At 36.2% G+C, this 1,283-nt stretch carries 2 protein-coding genes; both read left to right on the top strand.

The window, feature by feature from the left end; genetic code table 11:
* Positions 1–597, top strand: a 597-nt coding sequence (locus ACFIJP_RS09130) for a lambda exonuclease family protein (protein WP_375627099.1), incomplete at its 5' end; no start/stop codon positions are given.
* A 69-nt stretch (positions 598–666) separates the two neighbouring features.
* The gene (locus ACFIJP_RS09125; protein WP_375627098.1) at positions 667–945 is read left to right on the top strand and encodes a DUF488 family protein; all 279 of its coding nucleotides are present in this window, start codon (positions 667–669) and stop codon (positions 943–945) included.
* Positions 946–1,283 lie beyond the last annotated feature (338 nt).

The following is a 1,283-nucleotide window of genomic DNA, read 5'->3' as shown; positions in this document are numbered from 1 at the left end:
CAAGCGCGCTTGGGTAAAGTCACTGCTTCAAACGTTTACAACGTACTCAGTAAGACAGCAAAAGGTTTGCCTACAAGTAAATATGAAGACTACAAAATCAAACTCACGACAGAACGCTTAATAGAGGGAATAAGCCAATCTTATACAACAGCGGCTATGCAATGGGGCATTGAACATGAAGAGAATGCCTTGAGAGAATATGAATTCATTTATGACACAGAAGTCACAAGATGCGGGTTTATCCCACACCCAAAAATGAAAATGGCGGGGGCAAGTCCTGATGGGTTCATTGGAGAGGACGGTTTAATTGAAGTCAAATGTCCACAATCAACAACTCATCTTCGTTTTTTTATGTATGACGAAATCAAGCCTGAATATCACGCACAAATGCAATTCCAAATGGCTTGTACAGGACGAAAGTGGTGTGATTTCATGAGCTATAATCCAAACTTTGTAGGCAGATCTACTGGTTTGAGAATGAAAATCAAACGCATCAACCGTGATGAGCAATACATTGAAGAGATTAATAAAGCGGTCGAAATCTTTTTAGGGGAAATAGAACAAGAGATGCAAAAGATTTTGGCAAAAGCTGCTTAAACCTATGGGGGTGCTCTCTCCTCCTCCTCTTGCTTAAGCACCCCCACCCATTTACTAAGGAAATTAAACGTGTGTAACACCAAACATATTATCATACAGTCTGCTAAAGTTGAGGAATTTTGTTTTTTTACCATTGGCTATGAAGGTAAGTCCCTTGAGAATTATCTTAAGAGTCTCATAGAAAACAATATCAAAACTTTATGTGATGTTCGTAAAAATCCAATAAGTAGAAAACACGGATTTTCGAAAAGACAATTAGAGAAAGCTGTAAGCAATATTGATATTGAATATATGCATATGCCTGAACTTGGAATTGCTTCTGAAAAACGAAGAAATCTGAAAACATAAAAAGATTATGACCGCCTTTTTGAAGATTATCAAAATACAACTCTCAAGAATAATTCTTGTGCAATAAATAAATTATATCAAATTTTTTTAAATAAAAAGCGTGTTGCAATCACCTGTTTTGAAGCCAATGTATGCATGTGCCATAGAGGACAACTCGCATTAGCTCTTACTCAATTGCCTGATTGGAAATATGAAATTGAACACATCTAAAAAATAAACTTGCAGATTTTTAAAAGTTGGAGTGCTTCACATGCCTTCCAGCCCCCACCCATTTAATTAACATAAAAAAGAGAAAGGTAATGAGATGATATTTGATGATGGAGATAGATATGTAACGA

The organism is Bartonella sp. MU37NMGALS, assembly GCF_042194015.1.
In the GTDB taxonomy this organism is placed as follows: Bacteria; Pseudomonadota; Alphaproteobacteria; order Rhizobiales; family Rhizobiaceae; genus Bartonella; species Bartonella grahamii.
This window is presented reverse-complemented; position numbering and strand designations above follow the sequence as displayed.